General features: G+C 63.0%; 18 protein-coding genes and 1 pseudogene. 9 read left to right on the top strand and 10 right to left on the bottom strand.

Annotated elements, in window-relative coordinates; all coding sequences use genetic code 11:
- Window positions 1–27 precede the first annotated feature (27 nt).
- Entirely contained in the window at window positions 28–186 is a 159-nt protein-coding gene (locus AC0NIE_RS24555) for a hypothetical protein (RefSeq protein WP_023798419.1), read from the top strand.
- Between the two features lie 55 nt (window positions 187–241).
- Here the strand turns inward: AC0NIE_RS24555 and AC0NIE_RS24560 are convergent, their stop codons facing one another.
- Both AC0NIE_RS24560 and AC0NIE_RS24565 read right to left on the bottom strand, forming a co-directional pair.
- Entirely contained in the window at window positions 242–499 is a 258-nt protein-coding gene (locus AC0NIE_RS24560; RefSeq protein WP_473487785.1) for a DUF982 domain-containing protein, read from the bottom strand.
- Window positions 500–557: 58 nt separating this feature from the next.
- Window positions 558–1,223, bottom strand: coding sequence for a GntR family transcriptional regulator (locus AC0NIE_RS24565; RefSeq protein ID WP_473487726.1), 666 nt, complete (start codon window positions 1,221–1,223; stop codon window positions 558–560).
- Window positions 1,224–1,398: 175 nt separating this feature from the next.
- On the opposite strand from AC0NIE_RS24565, the pseudogene AC0NIE_RS24570 reads away from it, so the two are divergent.
- Together AC0NIE_RS24570 and AC0NIE_RS24575 are read left to right on the top strand one after the other, a co-directional pair.
- Window positions 1,399–2,647, top strand: a pseudogene (locus AC0NIE_RS24570) (multidrug efflux MFS transporter).
- A gap of 34 nt (window positions 2,648–2,681) precedes the next feature.
- Window positions 2,682–3,056, top strand: coding sequence for a DUF423 domain-containing protein (locus AC0NIE_RS24575; protein ID WP_473487727.1), 375 nt, complete (start codon window positions 2,682–2,684; stop codon window positions 3,054–3,056).
- 100 nt (window positions 3,057–3,156) lie between these two features.
- Here the strand turns inward: AC0NIE_RS24575 and AC0NIE_RS24580 are convergent, their stop codons facing one another.
- Window positions 3,157–3,321, bottom strand: a complete 165-nt coding sequence (locus AC0NIE_RS24580; protein ID WP_473487728.1) for a hypothetical protein — start codon at window positions 3,319–3,321, stop codon at window positions 3,157–3,159.
- Window positions 3,322–3,382: 61 nt separating this feature from the next.
- Window positions 3,383–3,526 (bottom strand): hypothetical protein, encoded by a 144-nt coding sequence (locus AC0NIE_RS24585; protein WP_473487729.1) that lies wholly within the window; start codon window positions 3,524–3,526, stop codon window positions 3,383–3,385.
- 147 nt (window positions 3,527–3,673) lie between these two features.
- Here AC0NIE_RS24585 and AC0NIE_RS24590 point away from each other — a divergent pair, with 147 nt between their 5' ends.
- Entirely contained in the window at window positions 3,674–4,756 is a 1,083-nt protein-coding gene (locus AC0NIE_RS24590; protein ID WP_473487730.1) for a LacI family DNA-binding transcriptional regulator, read from the top strand.
- A 16-nt stretch (window positions 4,757–4,772) separates the two neighbouring features.
- On the opposite strand, the gene AC0NIE_RS24595 is transcribed toward AC0NIE_RS24590, so the two are convergent.
- The gene (locus AC0NIE_RS24595) at window positions 4,773–6,002 is read right to left on the bottom strand and encodes an OpgC family protein (protein ID WP_473487731.1); all 1,230 of its coding nucleotides are present in this window, start codon (window positions 6,000–6,002) and stop codon (window positions 4,773–4,775) included.
- 203 nt (window positions 6,003–6,205) lie between these two features.
- Here AC0NIE_RS24595 and AC0NIE_RS24600 point away from each other — a divergent pair, with 203 nt between their 5' ends.
- Window positions 6,206–6,877 carry an alpha/beta hydrolase gene (locus AC0NIE_RS24600; protein WP_473487732.1) on the top strand — a complete coding sequence of 224 codons (672 nt, stop codon included), beginning with the start codon at window positions 6,206–6,208 and terminating at the stop codon, window positions 6,875–6,877.
- Window positions 6,878–6,889: 12 nt separating this feature from the next.
- Here the strand turns inward: AC0NIE_RS24600 and sthA are convergent, their stop codons facing one another.
- On the bottom strand, window positions 6,890–8,278 hold the full coding sequence (gene sthA, locus AC0NIE_RS24605; RefSeq protein WP_473487786.1) for a Si-specific NAD(P)(+) transhydrogenase: 1,389 nt from the start codon (window positions 8,276–8,278) through the stop codon (window positions 6,890–6,892).
- 308 nt (window positions 8,279–8,586) lie between these two features.
- Here sthA and AC0NIE_RS24610 point away from each other — a divergent pair, with 308 nt between their 5' ends.
- The 3 genes from AC0NIE_RS24610 to AC0NIE_RS24620 all read left to right on the top strand — a co-directional run bounded on the left by AC0NIE_RS24610 (window position 8,587) and on the right by AC0NIE_RS24620 (window position 10,977).
- Window positions 8,587–9,057: an RDD family protein gene (locus tag AC0NIE_RS24610; protein ID WP_473487733.1), complete on the top strand. Its 471-nt coding sequence runs from the start codon at window positions 8,587–8,589 to the stop codon at window positions 9,055–9,057.
- 136 nt (window positions 9,058–9,193) lie between these two features.
- A complete protein-coding gene (locus AC0NIE_RS24615; RefSeq protein WP_095491336.1) occupies window positions 9,194–9,958 on the top strand; it encodes an arginyltransferase in 765 nt (254 codons plus the stop codon).
- 122 nt (window positions 9,959–10,080) lie between these two features.
- Window positions 10,081–10,977 carry a DMT family transporter gene (locus tag AC0NIE_RS24620; protein WP_473487734.1) on the top strand — a complete coding sequence of 299 codons (897 nt, stop codon included), beginning with the start codon at window positions 10,081–10,083 and terminating at the stop codon, window positions 10,975–10,977.
- Here the strand turns inward: AC0NIE_RS24620 and AC0NIE_RS24625 are convergent.
- Both AC0NIE_RS24625 and parC read right to left on the bottom strand, forming a co-directional pair.
- On the bottom strand, window positions 10,965–12,173 hold the full coding sequence (locus AC0NIE_RS24625) for an AI-2E family transporter (protein WP_258117865.1): 1,209 nt from the start codon (window positions 12,171–12,173) through the stop codon (window positions 10,965–10,967). The two genes, AC0NIE_RS24620 and AC0NIE_RS24625, sit on opposite strands and share 13 nt — an antisense overlap.
- Window positions 12,174–12,426: 253 nt before the next feature.
- A complete protein-coding gene (gene parC / locus AC0NIE_RS24630) occupies window positions 12,427–14,679 on the bottom strand; it encodes a DNA topoisomerase IV subunit A (protein ID WP_473487735.1) in 2,253 nt (750 codons plus the stop codon).
- A 255-nt stretch (window positions 14,680–14,934) separates the two neighbouring features.
- On the opposite strand from parC, the gene AC0NIE_RS24635 reads away from it, so the two are divergent.
- The gene (locus AC0NIE_RS24635; RefSeq protein WP_473487736.1) at window positions 14,935–16,125 is read left to right on the top strand and encodes a hypothetical protein; all 1,191 of its coding nucleotides are present in this window, start codon (window positions 14,935–14,937) and stop codon (window positions 16,123–16,125) included.
- A gap of 266 nt (window positions 16,126–16,391) precedes the next feature.
- Here the strand turns inward: AC0NIE_RS24635 and aspS are convergent, their stop codons facing one another.
- Together aspS and AC0NIE_RS24645 are read right to left on the bottom strand one after the other, a co-directional pair.
- Window positions 16,392–18,182 (bottom strand): aspartate--tRNA ligase, encoded by a 1,791-nt coding sequence (gene aspS / locus AC0NIE_RS24640; protein WP_473487787.1) that lies wholly within the window; start codon window positions 18,180–18,182, stop codon window positions 16,392–16,394.
- A gap of 320 nt (window positions 18,183–18,502) precedes the next feature.
- Complete coding sequence (locus AC0NIE_RS24645) at window positions 18,503–19,159, bottom strand: hypothetical protein (protein WP_473487737.1); 657 nt, start codon at window positions 19,157–19,159, stop codon at window positions 18,503–18,505.
- Between the last annotated feature and the right edge of the window lie 71 nt (window positions 19,160–19,230).

A 19,230-nucleotide genomic window follows, 5' to 3' on the forward strand; every position in this document is an offset into this window, starting at 1 on the left:
ACCTGTGGGATTGTGAAAGGAAGAGATATGGCGCGAGCACCGAATTACGGCCAGGAACGCAAGGAACGCGACCGGCAGAAGGCCGCCAAGAAGGCGGAAAAGCAAGCGGCCAAGGTCGCAGCCAAGGAACGTTCGAAGCCCGAAGACGAGACCACGTCCGAGACCGAAACAGAAACGGCAGAGTAAAACGCATCCGGCCCGCGAGGCGGATCGGATTTGGCCTGGGAATTCCGCTGCGTCTTCAGGCCGGCGCCTTGTCGCTGACGAAAACGTTCACCTCGCGCGCGGCGGCGATGAAGGCGCGCCTCGCGATCATGGCCGGTTTGTCGCCGGCCAGGGCATCATGGCAGGCCTGCAGCGCTTCGCGATGCTTTGGACTGCGCTTGCCGGGCCAATTGTTGAGGAGGTAGTCGGAAGCCTCGCGCGCGGTCCGCAAGAGCTGAGTGGTTCCGTCCGCCGACTTGACGGTCACGGGTGTTTCAAATCGGTTGTTTTCCATCGCCGCTCTTACGCCATCGGCGCTCGCGAAGCGAGGGCGAAAGTGGTTGCCTCCGCAATCACGCCGCGACGATGGCAAATCCCCTGGCACGCAGGCCGCGCCGGTCATTGTGCAGCGATGTCACCAGCCGGTCGCGGCTGCCGACGATATGAGTCGAAAGCCGGTGTGCCGCCTCATCGGCATCGCCGGCCCGCACCGCTGCCAGAATGGCACGGTGTTCGGCCCAGGCACGGCCGAGTGCTGCCTCGTCGCGCACCTCCAGCCAACGCGCCCGCGACAGGCGCATCATGGCATCGCGAACCGCCCTGAACAGGAACTCGTTGCCGGACAGGCGTGCCAGCTCGATGTGAAAGTCCATGCCGACGCGATGCCATTCCTCGCGCGGGGTGCCGGCGTCGCAGGAGTCCAGCATCGCCTCGACGACGTCGACGGCGCTCCTGTCCTCCAAGGCACAAGTCAGCTTGACCGCCGCGACCTCGACCGCCTCGCGGTAGACGGCGATCTGCTCGATCTCGGCGAGGTTGATTGGGGATACCGTCCAGCCGCGCCCGTCGCGGCAGACCAGACCTTCCGTCTCGAGCCGCAGCAATGCGGCCCTGACCGGCGTGCGCGACGCCCCGAAGCGGCTTTCGATCCAGCGTTCCGTCAGCCGCTCGCCGGGACCGATCTCGAGGCCGAGGATCATCTCCCGAAGCTGCTTTTCGACATTCTGCATCTGCGACATTGTGGTTTCCGATTTCTGGCCGTTTTGCTGGCGATCGGCTCGACTACCATCGTTTGCCGATCACGTTAGAGAGCGCCGCATTGACAGCCGTCGAGCTTGCGTCCATGACGGATACCAACTTGGTATCCCAAAATGCAATCCGGAACAAGTCGTCGAGAGACCTGCCGGACAGGACATGCCGCAAGAAGCCACCCCTGCCATGCAAGGCGCCCACAACATCCACTGGCGCCGCAATCTCGCCGTGTGCTTTGCCGGCTCGTTCAGCACACTTGTCGCCATGACGCTGCTGTTACCCTTCCTGCCGCTTTACGTCGAGCAGCTGGGCGCCGAGGGGCACGCGGCGATCGTGCAGTGGTCCGGCCTCGCCTATGGCGCGACGTTCTTCGCCGCCGCGCTGGTGGCGCCGCTGTGGGGACGGCTGGGCGACCGCTACGGCCGCAAGCTGATGCTGGTGCGCGCCAGTTTCGGCATGGCCGTCTGCATGTCGCTGACCGGCATGGTGGAGACTGTCTGGCAATTGGTGCTGCTGCGCCTGCTGATCGGTTTCGCCGGCGGCTATTCCTCGGGTTCGACCATTCTCGTCGCCATGCAGACGCCGAGGGACCGGTCGGGCTGGGCGCTGGGCGTGCTGTCGGCCGGCATCACCGCAGGTGCCCTCGTCGGTCCCCTGCTCGGCGGCGCGCTGCCGCCCTTGATCGGCATCCGCGCCACCTTCCTGCTCGCCGGCGGCGTCATTTTCCTGGCGTTCCTGGCAACGACTTTTCTCATCAAGGAGAACCCTCGCCCGGCAGCCGACAAATCAGCACCGACTGAGAAGCCGAAAGGCGGCTGGTCGCAAATCTCGGACAAACGCCCGGTCGTCGCCATGCTGGCGACCGGCATGCTGTTGAGCTTCGCCACCATGTCGATCGAGCCGATCATCACGGTCTACGTCCAGCAGCTCATCGAGGACCAAAGCCTGCTAACACTGACCTCCGGCGTCGTCATGTCGGCGGCAGCACTTGGCGCTATCCTGTCGGCGTCGCGCCTCGGCAAGCTTGCCGACCACGTCGGCCACTGGAACGTCATCATTGGGGCGCTCGCCGTCTCGGCGCTGCTGTTGATCCCGCAGGCCTTCGTGACACAGGGCTGGCAGCTTGTCGGCCTGCGTTTCCTGATGGGGCTGGCGCTTGGCGGTCTCTTGCCCTGCATCACCAGCGTCATCCGTCACAATGTTCCGGACGGCGTCGGCGGCAATGTCGATCTCGGCGCAATATGTCGGACAGGTCGCCGGGCCGTTGCTCGGCGGCTTCGTCGGCGGTCATTTCGGCATGCGCGCAGTGTTTCTCGGCACATCCGTGCTGATGGCGGGCGGAGCGGCGTATAACTGGCTGGTCCAGACGCGCCGCGCACGCGACATGCTGGTGCGGGCGGACAAATCCTGACACCGTTTGCGGGCCACTTCATGGAGTCCAAGACATGAGCACAGCCGACCACCCAGCAAGCGGCATCGGCCGCATCCTCGTTTTCGTCGGCGGCCTGTGCGGCGCCGCCGGTGTGGCGCTTTTTGCCGCGGCGGCACATCTGGGCGGCGCTTTTGTCGGCACGGTCGCGTCGTTCCTGCTCATGCATGCACCGGTCTTCCTTGCCGTCGGCCTCGTTGGCGCAAACCGGATGCTGCGTACCGCAAGCCTTATTCTTCTCGTCGGGCTTGCCTTGTTCTGCGGCGATCTGCTTGCCCGCGACTTCCTCGGCTCGCGGCTTTTTTCGATGTCGGCGCCGATCGGCGGCACCTTGCTCATCGCCGGCTGGCTGGCTGTTGCAGCCTCGGCGCTGGTGCGCCCACGCTCCTGAAATGGCATTCCCGCAGCTTAGCGGGAGAGCTAGGCTGGTAGCCCTCCCCAGCTCAAGTACGGCGCTTGCGGACAGGCGGCCAGGTCCCGCCAAACGACGATCAATCAGACGATGACCAGTCTTGCCGGCGTTCGGGCCGGACCGGCAGGTCGCGATTGTGTGCCGCCGGCTTGGTCAGCCGGCGTCGCTCCGGCCTGTCGATGGCCGGCGAGATGCCCCAATAGTTGCGATAGATGTCTTCGAACAAATGATTGATCGGATGCATGTTTGGCTCCTTTTTCAAACTTGAATCGATCCAATCGACAGGCCAGAAAATACCGTGCCGATCAGCCCCGCTTGCGCTCCACGAGAAAACGCAGACCGCGGATCCACGAACCGGCGCCGCCGCGACGTCTCCGGGTCACCGCGTTCGAAATCATGCTCCAGTCGTTGCGATAGATGTCTTCGAACAGGTAATTGACGGGGTGCATGGCTCTCTCCTTCCTGAATCGATCCCATCGACAGTTAGCGAAATTTGGATCGATTCAAAAATACGCCCAAATGCACCAATGTCAAGCAAAATTTGAATCGATCCAACAAAGGTGCTAGATACTGGATAAGGAGTCCGGAAGCAGAAAATGGCGTCATCCACCGAAAGCAATACGAAACCCATCCGGCTGGCAGACATCGCCAAGGCCGCCGGAGTTTCGCACGGCACTGCCTCCAACGTGTTCAGCCGTCCCGAGATCGTACGCGAGGAAGTCCGCGAACGGGTCAAGGCGGCGGCCGAGGCGATGGGCTATGCCGGTCCCGACCCGAAGGGACGGCTGCTGCGCGCCGGCAAGGTCAACGCGATCGGCGTCGCCACGACCGAGCCGCTGTCCTATTTCTTCGACGATCCCTTTGCCCGCGCGATGATGGCGGGGATTTCCGAGGCATGCGACGCCACCGGCGCCGGCATCGCGCTGGTATCGGCCGGCAATCAGGAGAAGCTTGCCTGGAACATCCAGAGCGCGCTGGTCGACGGCTTCATCCTGTTCTGCATCGAGGGCGGCTCGCGCCTCGTCGAACTGACGCGCGAACGCAAACTCCCCTTCGTCGCGCTTGAGCTCGGTTTCGACGACGACACTGTTTCGGCAATCGGCGTCGACAATGTCGCCGGCGCCCGCCTGGCGGCGCAGCATCTCGCCGAGCTTGGCCATCGGCGCTTCGCCGTGCTAGCGCTGCCTTTCGCCGACGGCAGCACCGGCCTTGTCTCGCCGGAGAAGGTCCGGACGGCGCTCTACACCGGCACGCGCGATCGCCTCGTCGGCTATTTCGAGGCATTTTCCCGGTATGGCGTCGATACCGCCGGGATACCGGTATACGAGACCGAAAACGACGAAGCCACCACAAGGGCCGGCCTCGAAACGATCTTCGCCTCGGCAGAGCCGCCGACCGCCATCCTGGCGATGTCGGACCGGATCGCCATGGTCGCGATCGAATGGTTGGCCGCGCGTGGCATTGCGGTTCCCGGCGACGTCTCCGTCGTCGGCTTCGACGGCGTGCCTGACGCCGCACTTTGCGATCCTCCGCTGACCACGGTCGCGCAGCCAATCGCCGAGATCGGCCGCCGGGCGGCGCGAACGATCCTCGATTTCGACGGCACGGTGCGGCGCGAGACGCTTGGCGTCGAGCTTGTCGTCAGGGCATCTTCGGGGCCGCCGCCCAAGACAGCGTGAGGCAGACGCTATCGATTCAGCCTGTCGCCATGCCGCTCACGCCGAAGGATGCATTGACCGGCGGCGGCTCGCTGCGGACCGGCTTGCTGTTGCCGCCAATACCCGACAGCCATTCGAGGTAATAGGCGAGCGCGAACTGCATGGCGATGCCGGCGGCGATCAGCAGGCCGTCATAGGCAAATCCGCCCGGGTTGATCAGCTTCATCACCTGCGCCGCCATGGCGATCAGCGTGCCGGCGATGAAAACCGGCAGCGATCGCTTGCCCAAGATGGCGAGCGGATGGTCGCGGCTGGTGCGGAACAGGTTGGAGACAGAAGGAAACGCCACGATCAGATAGCTCACCGCCAGGATGTGCAGCAGCCTCGGCAGCGACAGGAAGGTCTTGTCGAAGCCAGTCAGCACCACCGGCAGGTTCAGCCACGACACGTGCCCCCATAGCGGGCTGTGCACCCAGACCAACGCCGTCGCGACATAAACCGCCGACGCGCCGACCAGCCAGCGATTGACCGGAATGGCGCCGCCGCGCCTGATGTGCAGCATGCTCGCCAGGCCGATGTTGAAGAGGAACTGCCACGACAGCGGATTGAGGAACCAGAAGCCGGGCTCAGGGTAATTGGGCGGGGCGATCTGGTAGATCCCGGCAACCAGCCACAGAGTTCCGGACAGCGCGAGCGCCGTGAAAGGCCGATAGCTGATGAACAGCAGGAAGGTTGGCGCCATCAGCAGCAGCACCGCATAGACCGGCAGGATGTTGTTGTAGCCAAGCTGATGGCCAAGCGTGACGATGCCGATCAGCACGTGTTGCGGGTCCCTGATCAATGGCTCGATATTGATCAGCGTCAGCATGTCCGGCCGCTTCGCCAACATCGCCGCAGCGCAGAAGATGGCCAGCACCGCCATTGTGGTGACGATGTGGGCGACATAGAGCACACCGGCGCGGCGCCACAATTTCAATGTCGCCAGGAGCCGGTCTCCGGACTGGAATTTTGGGCCGTAGGCGAGCGCGACGGACATGCCGGAGATCAGCACGAAGGCCTCGGCGGCATCCGAAAAGCCGAAATTCTTGTATGTCAGGGTTTCGAAAACCGTGCCCGGGACATGATCGACGAATATGATCAGCAGAGCGAGAGCGCGGAACACGTCAATGCGCGTATCGCGTCCCGCGGCACGCGTGCCGCGATCCGGGATACGCGTATCGCGATCCGGGATACGCATGCCGCGATCCGGTGAAATTGGCATGGTCATCGATAAAAGGCCTCAAAGCTGGTTGTTCATGCCGCGATCGATGCGACCGCCGGACGCACCGCTTCGATTCCTCCCGCAGGAGCATATCGGCAAACAAACGGACTGAAATGCGCCCGGTTCAATCAACTTTCAAGGAGCCCGAAAATATTCCGTTTTGAAGCCGGCAAATGAATAAAAACCACACGAAATCAAAAGGATGGAATATGGCCGAAAAACCTCCGGAAGACGGCTTTTTGCGGCGCGACCTGCCGTTTTTCTACCGACTCTATCGGCCCGTGGATGCGAGCGGCGAATGCCTTTTTCTGCTGCATGGATCCGGCGTCGACGAGACGACGCTGGTGGCGCTGGCGCGGCAAATCGCACCGCGCGCCGTGCTGGTGGCGGTGCGTGGCCGCATCGCGCAGGAGGACGGTTTCCGCTGGTTCGCGCGGATCACGCCGACGCTCTTCGAACAGGAGAGCATCCGCACCGAGGCGGACGCTTTCGCCGGCTTCATCACCGCGGCCGCGAAGCGCCACGGCCTCGATCTCTCCCGAACGATTTTTCTCGGCTATTCGAACGGCGCCAACCTGGTTTCGACCGTGTTGCTGCTGCATTCCGGCCCCATCGAACGGGCAGCATTGCTGCGCCCGATGCCGGTGCTCGATGACGTGCCCCCAGCCGACCTGTCCAAAGCGCGCGTGCTGATCATCGCCGGTGCCGCCGACCAGACCTACGCGCCTTTCGCGCCGGCGTTGGTCACATTGCTCGAATCACGTAGCGCCGAGGTCGAGGCCCACACCATCGCCTCCGGCCATGAAATCGGCGATCGGGATGCTGAAATCGTCAGGCAGTGGCTGGCGCGTCCGGCAACCGCCATCGCGCAGGCGAATTGATCAGCCGACGCTCTACGCTCGCCCCATCCGGTTCCAGGCATCCAGCCCAGCGATCTTGTAGGCTTCGGCCAGCGTCGGATAGTTGAAGGTGTTGTTGACGAAGAAATCGACGGTGCCACCGAGATTGATCACCGCCTGGCCGATATGGATCAGTTCGGTCGCGCCCTCGCCGACGATATGCGCGCCGAGCAGCCTGCGCGTTTCGATCGAAAACAGAAGCTTCAGGAAGCCGGTGTTAACGCCCATGATATGGCCGCGCGAGGTTTCGCGGAAGCGCGCCACGCCGACCTCATACGCGCCGCCGCTCTCGCGCACCTGCTCCTCGGACTGGCCGACGGTCGAGATTTCCGGCACGGCGTAGATGCCGTAGGGAAAGGTTTCCGGCGGCGGCGGCAACGGCACGCCGAAGGCATGGCAGGCGGCCACCCTGCCCTGTTCCATCGAGGTGGAGGCGAGGCTCGGAAAACCGATGACGTCACCGGCGGCATAGATGTTCGGCGCGCTGGTCCGGAAGGTCTGCGGATCGACCTTGATGCGGCCCCGGGAATCGGCCTCGATGCCGACCGCGTCCAGGCCGAGCGCGCCGACATTGCCGGTGCGCCCCGCGGCATAGAGCACCATCTCCGAGCGTATGGTGCGGCCGTCGGCGAGTGTCACCTCGGCGTAGTCGGGTTTCGAGGCGATCTCCTTGATCGCACTGCCGAGCCGGATCGTCATGCCGCGATCGCGCATCTGATGGATGAAATCGTCGACGATTTCGCGGTCGACGAAATCGAGGATGGTGTTGCGCGGCTCGACCAGCGTCACCGGCACGTCGAGCGCCGAAAAGATCGTCGCGTACTCGACGCCGATGACGCCGGCGCCGATCACCGTCAATGTCCGCGGCAGGCGCTCGAGTTCCAGCATCTCGTCGCTGTCGAAGACACGGGTCTTGTCGAAAGGCACGTCGCGCGGCCGGTGCGGGCGGGTACCGACCGCGATCAGCGCATGCGCAAAACCGACTTCACTGTAGTCGCCGCTGTCCGTCGTCAGGCTCGCTCTGTTCGGACCGAGAAACTTGACCGCAGCGCGCACGCTCTTGACCGTGTTGCGCATGAACTGGTGCTGCAGCACCTCGACCTCGTGATCGAGCGTCTTGTGCAGGCGTTCGATCAGATCGCCGACCGAAATGTCCTGCTTGACCCGGTAGCCGCGCCCGTAGAAGCCGCGCTCGCGCCAGCCGGAGAGGTTGAGCACGGTTTCCCGCAGCGTCTTCGACGGGATGGTGCCGGTATGCACGGAAACGCCTCCCAGCCGCCGGCCCCTGTCGACCACCAGCACGGATTTGCCCAGCTTGGCCGACTGCACCGCGGCGCGGCGCCCGGAAGGCCCGCTGCCGATGACCAGCATGTCGTAGTCCATGTCGCCCTCGCCCTGGCGCATGACCCCGAAAACCGGTTTCGGTTTTCGGAAAGGGGATCATGCGCCGATTCAAAGTGCTAGAGCGTCCTTTGCGCGTCCAAAAGGACGCGTGGCGCTCTAGGCGCGCTTTGCTGCGCTGCAGCAAACTAACGCCATCGGCGCTGCAAATTCAACCGATTCGGGCTGTACCCGGCGCTGTTTCCCCCGCATGCCGCGGAAACGCCCGATCTTGATTCCGCCGCAAGACTTCACCATTTCAATATCAGGCGGCCCGCAACCTATCCCGGGCCTGACGACGAGGAAATGACATGAACGCGCGCGTTCTCGACGGTGAAATCATCACCTTCAGGCTTGATGATATCCGGGCCTATGACGGCGTGCGCACGCGGCGTGTCCTCGCCTTCATCATCGACTACTGCATCGTCGCGCTGCTTACCATTCCGTTCGCGATCCTGGTGTTCTTGCTCGGGATTTTGACGCTCGGCCTCGGCTGGATGCTGTTTTCCGTTCTCGTGCCGGCCGTCGCCATCCTCTACATCTGGAACACGCTCGGCAGCGCCGACCAGGCCACCACGGGCATGAAGATGATGGGAATCCGGCTCGACCGTCTGGACGGCACCCGTATCGACGGGCTGACGGCCGTGGTGCACTCGGTGCTGTTTTGGGCGGGCAACGTCATCCTGACGCCGCTGGTGCTTCTGGTGTCGCTGTTTGCCGACCGCAAGCGCACGCTGCACGACCTGCTGCTGGGCACGGTGGTCAGCCGCAGTGACCGCTGAGACAGCTTTTTCACGAGTCCCGCGAGCATTTGTGTGCAAAGTGAAGGCTCCGATGCCCACGCTTTCACAATCCTGTTGAATTTTTCGCCGTACGCGCCAAAGGTATGATGATTCGCAGGAGTGTTTCCAAGGTTCGATGACGCACCATCCTACCCAGTCGCCGCAGTTCTTCCTGACCGCGCCGTCGCCGTGCCCGTATCTTGAGGGCCAGTTCGAACGCAAGGTGTTCACGCATCTGGTCGGCGACAAGGCGCCGGAGATGAACGACCTGTTGACGCAAGGCGGCTTCCGGCGATCGCAGAACATCGCCTACCGGCCGGCCTGCGAGACCTGCCGCGCCTGCGTTTCGGTGCGCATCCTGGCCCAGGAATTCACCGCCAGCCGCAACATGAGGCGGGTGATACAGCACAATTCAGACCTCATCGGCGCGATGCACGACGCGCAACCTTCGACCGAGCAGTATTCGCTGTTCCGCAGCTATCTCGATGCCCGCCACCGCCGCGGCGGCATGTCCGACATGACGGTGCTCGACTACGCCATGATGGTCGAGGACACGCATGTCGACACCAAGGTCATCGAGTACCGGCGCCGCGGCCCCGACAGCTTCATCACCGGCAAGGGCCAGGGCGAGCTGATCGCGGTGGCGCTCACCGACAAGATGGCCGACGGCCTGTCGATGGTCTATTCCTACTTCAATCCGGACTTCGAGGACCGCTCGCTTGGCACCTTCATGATCCTCGACCACATCGCCCGCGCCAGGGCGATGGGCTTGCCCCATGTCTATCTCGGCTACTGGGTCAACGGCTCGCGCAAGATGAACTATAAGATGCGCTTCATGCCGCAGGAGCATCTCGGCCCGAAAGGCTGGGAACGCTACGACCACGAGGCGGTTTCGCGCTGAATAGTTTTTCCAAAATCCAATCTTAAACTGTTTCCAGGAAGAGCATGCTGGCCTTTCCGCTTAGCGGAGAGTGTGCAAAAGCGCGGCCGGCCGGCCTTCAAATTCATTGCGAGAATTGCCGCATGTCGTCCCACAATGATCACCAGAAGGGCCTTCTCATCACCGCCATCGGCGGGCTGACGCTGACCATCGACATTCCACTGATCCGGCTCGCCGACGGCGGCGCGTGGACGATCCTCCTGCTGCCCACCGGCACCACCTTGGTCGCGGCGCTGATCATCTGGGCCGTCTGGCGCTCGCTGAGCAGGAACGCGCCGCAGCTCATCCCCGGCTGGTCGGGGCTCGTTGTCGCCATATGCTACGGGCTGACCTCGGTCACTTTCGTCACCAGCATCTATTACACCACGACCGCCAATCTGGTCTTCATCCTGGCCTTCAACACCGTGTTCGCGGCGCTGCTGTCCTGGCTGTTCCTGAAGGAGCGGCCGCGAGTGGTCACCGTGGTCGCGATGCTGGCCATGATCGTTGGCGTCGCGATCATCGTCGGCGATTCGATCGGCACCGGGCACCTGTTCGGCGATCTTATGGCGCTGTGCTCGGCTTTCTTCATCGCGCTGGCCATCACCATCTCGCGTGCCAGCGGCAAGGACATGGGGTTCACGTCGCTGATCGGCGTGATCCTGCCGCTGGCCGTCGCGGTGTTCATGGTCTCAGGCGAAGGCGTTCAGGTGAACGCGCCGTGGTGGATCATCTTCAACGGCGCCGTCATCATGCCGATCTCGTTCTTCTGCCTCGCCAACGGACCGAAATATATTTCGGGGCCGGAAGTGGCGATGTTCTATCTGCTCGAAACCGTGCTGGCGCCCGTCTGGATGTGGATGATCTTTGCCGAGTCGCCGTCACGCAACAGCCTGATCGGCGGTGCGATCCTGATCGTCACGCTGGTCGCCCATTCACTATGGCAGCTGCATGAGGGGCGCAAGCGCCGCGCAACCCTTGCGGTCCGTCACCCGGCCTGAGACTTCTTCTCGGCAACGATTTCGATTTGCGGCGGCGCCCCCTCCAGCTCCACCGGTGCTGCGGGGGCAAGTTCGTCGGCCAATTCCACCTCGCGCAGCCATTCGCGCCATATCGCGACCAGCAATGCCATCAGCACCGGGCCGATGAACAGGCCGAGAAAGCCCATCGTCTTGACGCCGCCGATCAGGCCAAAAAAGGTCGGCAGGAACGGCAGCTTTATCGGGCCGCCGACCAGTTTCGGGCGCAATGTCTTGTCGACGATGAACAGTTCGACAGCCCCCCAGATGAACAGCGCCAACCCGGCCATCGGCGAGCCGCTGGCGGCGAGATAGATCGAAACAAGCGTGAAGGACAGCGGTGCGCCGCCAGGGATCAGCGCCATGATGCCGGTCAGGGCGCCGAGCGTCACAGGCGACGGCACGCCGGCCAGCCAGTAGGCCACGCCCAGCACCACCCCCTCGCCGATGGCGATAATGGTCATGCCGGTTACTGTCGAGGAAATCGTCGCCGGCACGACGCGTGAAATCCGCTCCCACCTGGTCGGCAGGATGCGTTCGCCGAGACGGTCGACCTGCCCGGCAAAATGCTCGCCGTCGCGATAGGCAAAGAACAGCGCGATCATCATGAACAGCAGCGCCAGCAGAAGGCCGAAGGCGCTGCCGCCGGCGGCCAGCACGCCGCGATAGATGCTGCCGATGTTGGCGCCGCTGATCAGCTGGATCAGTTCGCCGATGCCGCCGGGATGGCCGAGATTGCGCGTCCACTGCTCGTTCAGCCAGTCGCCGACCACGGGCAGCGTGGCGATCCAGTGCGGCGTCACCGCGCCTTCGCGGTTGGTCTCGATCGCCCAGCCGACCCATTCGCGGACTTCGTTGCTGGCGTAGGCGCCGGCGAGCGCGATCGGCACCACCAGGAAGGTGAGAATGAACAGGATCGCCAATGTCGCGGCGATCGTGCGGTTGCCGCCGACAGCAGCGAGCAGCCGCCGATAGAGCGGCCAGCTGGCAAAGGCGATGACAAGAGCGGCCAGCACCGGAACCAGGAAACCATGAAAGAAATAGACCCCGGCGGCAACGATCAGCACCAGGAGCCAGCGCGCCGCCGACAGCGGTGGAATGACGGCGGATCTGACCGGCGTCGACAGGCCGAACAAGCGCTGCTGCCCTTCCGGTTTCTTAATCCTGGGTTCTTTCAAATGCCCATTTCTCCCCAAACGCGTATGTCGTCGCGTTATGTAGCGGTGCTTATGCACCGACATAGTGCAGCAATCGTGACGACATTCCAAATGTTTGCATGGAGGCGCTAATCTCCCCCCCTTGAGGGCCCTCAAGGGGCGCCGAGCATGAAGCTCCAGCCTCCTCTGTCCGCAATAAGATGTCGCGTCTGAACGTTCCGACCCCCCTCTGTCGCCTTCGGCGACATCTCCCCTCAAGGGGGGAGATTAGCAACTACCCGAATTTCCCCGTCCTCGGGAATCCCTTTGGCACCATGCGTCCGGCCGAGGCTCGAGCACCGATCCACTCGACCAGCTCTTCACGTGATTTGATGAAGGTGCGGTCGGCCGAATCCTGCCAGGAGAGACCGCCCGCGAGCGTGAAGGTCTTGAGGTCGAGAACGCCGCCATCCTTGTATTTCTGCAGGCGAACGCCCTTGCCGCGCCCCATCTCAGGGATCTCGGCGAGTGGGAAGACCAGCATCTTGCGGTTCTCGCCGACGATGGCGAGATGGTCGCCGGCGACCGGCACACAGCGCTGGGCCTCGTCGGGCGCCTTGACGTTCATCACCTGCTTGCCCTTGCGAGTGTTGGCGACAACCTCTTCTTCCGGCACGACAAAACCATTGCCGTCGTGCGACACCAGCAGCAGCTTGCGCTTGGGATCATGGACAAAGGCGGTGACGATGTCCTGGTCGTTGTCCATGTCGACGATGATGCGGATCGGTTCGCCATGGCCGCGCCCACCCGGCAGCCGGTCGGCGCCGATCGTGTAGAACTTGCCGCCGGTGGTGAAGACCAGCACCTTGTCGGTGGTCTGGGCGTGGAAGGCGAGCTTGAGGCTGTCCCCCTCCTTGAAGGTCAGCAACGAATGATCGGTCAGGTGACCTTTCATCGCCCTGAGCCAGCCCTTTTCCGAAACGACCACGGTGACCGGCTCGCGCTCGATCATGGCATGGGCGATGTCGGTCAGGTCATGTTCGGGGGCGTCGGCGAACTGGGTCCGGCGCTTGCCGAGCTCGGTCTCCGGTCCGAATTTCTCGCGGATGCTGGAGACTTCCCACTTGATCGTCGACCACTGCCTGGCGTCGGACGCAAGCAGCGCCTCGATCTGCTTCTTCTCGATAGTGAGGCCGTCGAATTCCTTGCGGATCTCGAATTCCTCGAGCTTGCGCAGGGCCCTGAGCCGCATGTTGAGGATGGCTTCGGCCTGGTTGTCGGTGAGCGACCAGCGCGCCATCATGACTTGCTTGGGCTCGTCCTCCTCGCGGATGATCCTGATCACCTCATCGATGTTGAGATAAGCGATTAGATAGCCGGCGAGGATCTCCAGCCGCCTTTCGATCTCGCCGAGGCGATGCCTGGAGCGGCGGATCAGCACCTCGCGGCGGTGCTCCAGCCATTCCTTGAGCACGCCTTTCAGCGACAGCACGTTGGGTATCTTGCCGCGCGACAGGACGTTCATGTTGAGCGGAAAGCGGCTTTCGAGCTCGGTCAGTTTGAACAGCGATTCCATCAGGATTCCGGGATCGACAGAACGGCTCTTCGGCACCAGCACGACGCGGACGTCTTCGGCGCTCTCGTCGCGGATGTCTTCGAGCAGCGGCAATTTGCGCGCCATCAGCAGCTCGGCGATCTTTTCGATCAGCCGCGCCTTCTGGACGCCGTAGGGGATTTCGGTGACGACGATGCTCCAGGTGCCCCTGCCCTGGTCCTCCTGGCTCCATTTCGCCCTGACGCGGAAACCACCGCGACCGGTTTCATAGGCTTCGAGGATCGAGGCACGGCTATCGACGATGATGCCGCCGGTCGGGAAATCCGGACCTTGGACGAAGTCCATCAATGTCGTCACCGGTGCATCCGGATGCTCGATCAGATGCAGGGCGGCGGCGCAGAGCTCGGCGGCATTGTGCGGCGGGATCGAGGTCGCCATGCCGACGGCAATGCCGGACGAGCCGTTAGCGAGCAGGTTTGGGAAGGCGCCGGGCAGCACGACCGGCTCCTCGTCCTCCTCATTGTAGGTCGGCCGGTAGTCGACCGCATCCTCGGTGATGCCGGACAGCAGCTCGGTCGCCACGTCGGTCATGCGCGCTTCGGTGTAGCGCATGGCGGCGGCGTTATCGCCGTCGATATTGCCGAAATTGCCCTGCCCGTCGACCAGGGGATAGCGCATCGAAAAATCCTGCGCCAGCCGCACCAGCGCGTCGTAGATCGACTGGTCGCCATGCGGATGGAACTTGCCCATCACCTCGCCGACGATGCGGGCGCATTTGGCGAACCCCTGGTCGGGGTTGAGCCTGAGCAGCCGCATGGCATGCATGATGCGGCGGTGGACCGGCTTCAGCCCGTCGCGCACATCCGGCAGCGCCCGGTGCATGATGGTCGACAGCGCATAGGCGAGATAGCGCTCTTCCAGCGCTTTCTTCAGATCGATCGGCTCGATGTTGTCGCCACCGCCATCGCCAGGCGGTAAAAGCCTTTTTCCCATGGGCTGGGACTAGCCGAGCGGGTGATTCGCGGCAAGAGGCGCTGAATGCGCCGCCCCTTCCGCAACACGAACTGGACGCCGACCAACATCAATCGGTTACATCCCGGCTCTATGGCAATGGATCGGATTTGCGTTTCGCCATGGTTTTCGACCATTGTGCGGGAGAACGCCTTTTTCCCGTCCAGTTCGTCACGGAAGGGTGGCGGCGCAACGAGTTGAAAAGACAATCTTCAGGACACGCTCAGGGGACTCGCGATGACGATCAGACGCTCGACACTTAACAAACTTGCTTTTTCGACGTTTTTGCTGACGCTGCCGCTGAACGCGGCCTTGGCGCAGGATGCGGCGGTCGCCGACCGGCTGAAGGCGGCTCTCGCCGCCCAGGGCGTCGACATCTCCTGGACCGGGGTGACGGGCGATGCCTCCAGCATGGTGCTGCAAGGCGTGGCCTTCAAACCGGCGGCCGAAAAGGAAGCGCTCAAGTTCGGCGACATCAAACTCGAAGGCGTGACCGAAGCCAATGGCGGTTATGAAATCGAAACCGTCTCGACTTCGGCGTTCCAGCACAGCGAAGACGGCGTCACGCTCGACCTCAGCCCCTTCGTCATCCACGACATGACGGTTCCCGCCGACGGCGCTACAGGCCCGCTGGGCTCGCTGATGATGTACAAATCGGCCGAACTCGACAACATGACGGTCAAGGTTGGCGACAAGACCGCCTTCTCGATGGACGGGCTCGCCATCGAAATCACCCCGCCGGCCGACGGCAAGGCGATGGCGTTCTCCGGCACCACGGAAAAGTTCAATGCCGACCTGACGCTGGTCGAGGACCCGAAGTCCAGGGAGGTGATCAACGCGCTCGGTTACCAGAACATCAGCGGGAACCTTAAAATGGCGGGCACCTGGCAGCCTGCGGACGGCAAGATGGAGCTGTCGAAATACGACATCTCCGTCGACAATGCCGGAACGCTCGGCATGACCTTCGGTTTCGGCGGCTACACGCTTGACGTTATCAAGTCGCTGCAGGAGATGCAGAAGAAGATGGCGGCGCAGCCCGAAGGCGCCGACAACTCGGCGCAAGGCATGGCCATGCTCGGCGTCTTGCAGCAGCTTTCGTTCAACAGCGCTTCGATCCGCTTCGACGACGATTCCTTGACCAACAAGGTGCTGGACTATGTCGGCAAGCAGCAAGGCATGTCCGGCAAGGACGTCGCCAACCAGGCCAAGGCGATCGTGCCTTTCGGCATGGCGCAGCTCAACAATCCCGAATTGACGGCGCAGGTGTCGGCTGCGGTCGGCAGATATCTCGACGATCCGCAGAGCATCGAGATCCTGGCCGAGCCGCCGGCAGCGGTGCCGTTCGCGCTGATCATGGCGGGCGCCATGTCAAACCCGGTGGACCTGACGAAGACGCTTGGCGTGACGGTCAAGGCGAACGAAGACTGACCGGCACGTCTCTGGCCGGTTTGCAAAATGCGCTTGCATTGGAAGTGTCAGCGCCGCCCCTCATCCGCTTGCCGGCACCTTCTCCCCGTATAGTGACGGGGAGAAGGGAGACGGCCGCGACGTTTGCGCCCATCTTGCAACGCTGGCAGTTGGCGAAATCATTTGTGACAGTGTCTTTCTCCCCGTCACTATACGGGGAGAAATGCCCGGCAGGGCAATGAGGGCAGCGCAAACCGACAGCGTTTAGCGTCGGTTGCGGGAGGTTTTTAACCCTCTTTCTTGGTCACCGCGACGCGCAGTGACAATTCGCGAAGCTGCTGCGGGCTGGCTTCTGATGGCGCGCTCATCAACAGATCATAGGCCTGCTGGTTCATCGGGAACATGGTCACTTCGCGCAGGTTCCTGGCGCCGACCAGCAGCATGACGACGCGGTCGATGCCGGCCGCCATGCCGCCATGCGGCGGTGCGCCATACTGGAAGGCGCGGTAGAGGCCACCGAAGCGCTCCTCGACCGTCTCGCGATCCAGGCCGACGATCTCGAATGCCTTGACCATGGTTTCGGGCAAATGGTTGCGGATGCCGCCCGACGCGATCTCGAAACCATTGCAGACCATGTCATATTGGAACGCTTTGATGCCGAGCAGATCCTCGCCGTTTAGCGCCTCGATGCCACCCTGTGGCATAGAGAACGGGTTGTGGCCGAAATCGACGAGCTTCTCGTCCTCGTTCCATTCGTAGAAGGGGAAGTCGACGATCCAGCACAATTCGAAGCGGTCGCGGTCGACGAGGTTCAGCTCCTCGCCGGCGCGGGTGCGCGCCGCTCCCGCGAACGAGACGAACTTTTTCGGGTCGCCGGCGACGAAGAAGGCGGCGTCGCCATCGGCAAGGCCGAGTTGGAGGCGGATTGCCTCGGTGCGGTCCTCGCCAATGTTCTTGGCAAGCGGACCGGCGCCTTCGAGCTTCTCGCCCTCCTTGCGCCAGAAGATGTAGCCGAGGCCCGGCTGGCCCTCGCCTTGCGCCCACGAATTCATGCGGTCGCAGAAGGCGCGTGAACCACCGGTCTTGGCCGGAATGGCCCAGACTTCGGCCTTGGGGTCGTTGGCAAGGATGTTGGCGAAAACCTTGAAGCCGGAATCGCGGAAATGATCGGAGACCGCCTGCATCTCGATCGGGTTGCGCAGGTCCGGCTTGTCAGTGCCGTATTTGCGCATAGCGACGTCATAGGCGATGCGCGGGAACTCCTGCGTCACCGGCTTGCCGGCGGCAAAGGCCTCGAAGACCGCGCGCATGACCGGCTCCATTGTCGCCAGAACGTCGTCCTGCTCGACGAAGCTCATTTCCACGTCAAGCTGGTAGAATTCGCCCGGCAACCGGTCGGCGCGCGGGTCCTCGTCGCGGAAACACGGCGCGATCTGGAAGTAACGGTCGAAGCCCGACACCATGATCAATTGCTTGTATATCTGCGGTGCCTGCGGCAGCGCGTAGAAGGTGCCGGGATGGATGCGCGACGGCACCAGGAAGTCGCGCGCCCCTTCTGGCGACGAAGCGGTCAGGATCGGTGTCGAGAATTCGGTGAAGCCGACCTCGCCCATGCGCTTGCGCATCTCGGCGATGACCTTCGTGCGCGCCACGATGTTCTTGTGCAGCGTGTCGCGGCGCAGGTCGAGGAAGCGGTATTTGAGGCGGATATCCTCGGGATAGTCCGGCTCGCCGAACACCGGCAGCGGCAATTCCTTGGCCGCCGACAGCACTTCGATCTCGCGTGCAAAAACCTCGATCTCGCCGGTCGGCAGGTTGGCGTTCGCCGTCTCGGCCAGGCGCGCCTTGACCTCGCCGTCGACGCGGATGACCCACTCGCCGCGCACCGTCTCGGCAATCTTGAAGGCCGGCGAATCCGGATCGGCGACGATCTGGGTCAGGCCATAGTGGTCGCGCAAATCGATGAACAGCAAGCCGCCATGGTCGCGCACGCGATGCACCCAGCCCGACAGGCGAACGGAAGAACCGACGTCGCTCTTCCTCAACTGGGCACAGGTATGGCTGCGGTAACGATGCATTGTCATTGGTAGGTCCGGATGTTTGATTGCGGCCAAGGCATGATAGCCCGGCCCGAAAATTTGCGCGAAAAGCACATGAGAGGCCGCCTTTGTCAAGGCAGGCGGCGCACGGGCAGCATCTCGGTTCGAAGTTCGGCTTCGAGCCTAAGCGGTCATCGCTGGGAATGAGCCCTGGTCCAACATCAACCGCCAATGGTGGTTAGCGGGTGAAGCGCGCACCATCGCCAAGCGTGGCAACCCCGCACACAACAGCGGGATCGCGACGAAGTCCACATGATTCCACCATTCGTCGGGACGGTAGGTTCGAGGCCGATACGAGCTCATAAATGTGCGTCGCATGCAAATCGCGAACCACACTGACGATCATGCGAGCGTTGATGTAGTTGCCAAGCCCTCGACCCCTCTGCGATTGCGCGACCGCAACCAGCCCGCCCCATGCTATGGGAATTGTGAGCCAGGTAGCCATGCGCGGTTGCCACGACGGTCCCCCTCTCGTCACCAACCACTACCGTCGTCGCCGGCCCCAGGGTTCCGGCAAGCAGCGACCCCGAAAACGGCACCACGCCCAACGCCGCCATGAAGGCCTGGATGCGGATCGTATACTCACCATCCGGCTCGGCCGACATGTCTTGATCGAGAAGTCCATCGGGCAATCCCCGGCCGATAATCGCCTCCGATGCCGCCAGGGCACTTGCCTGGTCGGCGGAGAATACGTCCCAGGAATCGAAACGGAAGCCCCCCTTGGCCAATCGCGACTTGAGCTCATCCGCCTTGCTTGCAGGTATCATACGAAAGCCGCAGATGCCGTCGCGATTGAGTATCTTGTCGATCATTTCCCACCCGAACCGGTCGGGATCGTCGCACCCCATAGTGCGCCCGGTCTGGCACGCGCCGGGGGTTGCATTGATGAAGTCGACACTCGCCTCAGCTTGAGCTTGCAGGCGCTGCTGAACCTCTGTGCCGAAATAGCCTGACATGTGAAGCCCCCTGCGTGACTGCCCGGTGGAGTATAGCAAGCATGGTGGAATATACAGCCAGGCTGCTTCCT

It is taken from the genome of Mesorhizobium sp. WSM4842 (genome assembly GCF_055901575.1).

Coding starts and splice junctions, on each gene's coding strand:
- AC0NIE_RS24565 (WP_473487726.1), bottom strand. CDS start 1,223: ATGTCGCAGATGCAGAATGTCGAAAAGCAGCTTCGGGAGATGATCCTC.
- AC0NIE_RS24590 (WP_473487730.1), top strand. CDS start 3,674: ATGGCGTCATCCACCGAAAGCAATACGAAACCCATCCGGCTGGCAGAC.
- parC (WP_473487735.1), bottom strand. CDS start 14,679: ATGGGAAAAAGGCTTTTACCGCCTGGCGATGGCGGTGGCGACAACATC.
- AC0NIE_RS24560 (WP_473487785.1), bottom strand. CDS start 499: ATGGAAAACAACCGATTTGAAACACCCGTGACCGTCAAGTCGGCGGAC.
- AC0NIE_RS24635 (WP_473487736.1), top strand. CDS start 14,935: ATGACGATCAGACGCTCGACACTTAACAAACTTGCTTTTTCGACGTTT.
- AC0NIE_RS24610 (WP_473487733.1), top strand. CDS start 8,587: ATGAACGCGCGCGTTCTCGACGGTGAAATCATCACCTTCAGGCTTGAT.
- AC0NIE_RS24615 (WP_095491336.1), top strand. CDS start 9,194: ATGACGCACCATCCTACCCAGTCGCCGCAGTTCTTCCTGACCGCGCCG.
- AC0NIE_RS24580 (WP_473487728.1), bottom strand. CDS start 3,321: ATGCATCCGATCAATCATTTGTTCGAAGACATCTATCGCAACTATTGG.
- AC0NIE_RS24620 (WP_473487734.1), top strand. CDS start 10,081: ATGTCGTCCCACAATGATCACCAGAAGGGCCTTCTCATCACCGCCATC.
- AC0NIE_RS24555 (WP_023798419.1), top strand. CDS start 28: ATGGCGCGAGCACCGAATTACGGCCAGGAACGCAAGGAACGCGACCGG.
- AC0NIE_RS24575 (WP_473487727.1), top strand. CDS start 2,682: ATGAGCACAGCCGACCACCCAGCAAGCGGCATCGGCCGCATCCTCGTT.
- sthA (WP_473487786.1), bottom strand. CDS start 8,278: ATGGACTACGACATGCTGGTCATCGGCAGCGGGCCTTCCGGGCGCCGC.
- AC0NIE_RS24600 (WP_473487732.1), top strand. CDS start 6,206: ATGGCCGAAAAACCTCCGGAAGACGGCTTTTTGCGGCGCGACCTGCCG.
- AC0NIE_RS24585 (WP_473487729.1), bottom strand. CDS start 3,526: ATGCACCCCGTCAATTACCTGTTCGAAGACATCTATCGCAACGACTGG.
- AC0NIE_RS24645 (WP_473487737.1), bottom strand. CDS start 19,159: ATGTCAGGCTATTTCGGCACAGAGGTTCAGCAGCGCCTGCAAGCTCAA.
- aspS (WP_473487787.1), bottom strand. CDS start 18,182: ATGCATCGTTACCGCAGCCATACCTGTGCCCAGTTGAGGAAGAGCGAC.
- AC0NIE_RS24595 (WP_473487731.1), bottom strand. CDS start 6,002: ATGACCATGCCAATTTCACCGGATCGCGGCATGCGTATCCCGGATCGC.